Origin of the sequence: Spiroplasma sp. Moj (genome assembly GCF_016082285.1) — a bacterium.
Classification (GTDB): domain Bacteria; phylum Bacillota_I; class Bacilli_A; order Mycoplasmatales; family Mycoplasmataceae; genus Spiroplasma; species Spiroplasma phoeniceum.
Genome location: NZ_MQTY02000168.1, coordinates 1 through 681, shown reverse-complemented (window position 1 = coordinate 681; position 681 = coordinate 1). Strand labels below are relative to the sequence as shown.

The following is a 681-nucleotide window of genomic DNA, read 5'->3' as shown; positions in this document are numbered from 1 at the left end:
AATCTTCTAAACTTTGTTGAATAATTTCAATACTCTGTATATATAATAAATTAATAAGATTATTAAAAAAATTGCCATCATTATTTATCATTTTCATACCCTCTTTTCTTAATTCAGGACTTTATCACAAAAATAATGAAAATGCAAAAAAGATATTATTTTTTATTTATTATGTTATAATTTAGTTGTTAATTATTAGCAAATTAATTTAACTGAAAAAAGTAAAGTAATTTACTTTTTTTTATTTTGATGTAAAATATAGATAATAAAAAGAACTTGTGAGAGTTCTTTTATATATTTATCAGGATTTTTTTACTCTTTTATTTAATCATATTGTTTAAATAATAGCAATTTTAATATGCAAAAAGGAGTAAAAAATGAAAGAATTTAATCCAAAAACAGCAAGTTTGGCAACTTTTTATCGTAAAATAGAGCAATTTTGAGAAAATAAATCACCTAGTAAACCATATACTTTGAATGATTTAACCAATGAATTCAACCTTTCTAACAGATGAAGATATGAAATTTACAAGAGCGAGAAGATAGTTCCTTTACTTGAAAAACAAGTTGATAGAATTGAAAGTGAAATAATTAATTTTATAATGAAATCACCAGATGGTGCTAAATTATATTGACAACGAGCATTTAATTATAAATATTCACTGCAAGAAAAACAGTTAG

1 protein-coding gene is annotated in these 681 nt (G+C 21.6%); it reads left to right on the top strand.

Features of this window, described 5'->3' with window-relative positions; genetic code table 4:
- Nucleotides 1-377: 377 nt before the first annotated feature.
- The coding region (locus BST80_RS05335; RefSeq protein WP_415746294.1) for a hypothetical protein at nucleotides 378-681 on the top strand (304 nt) is incomplete at its 3' end.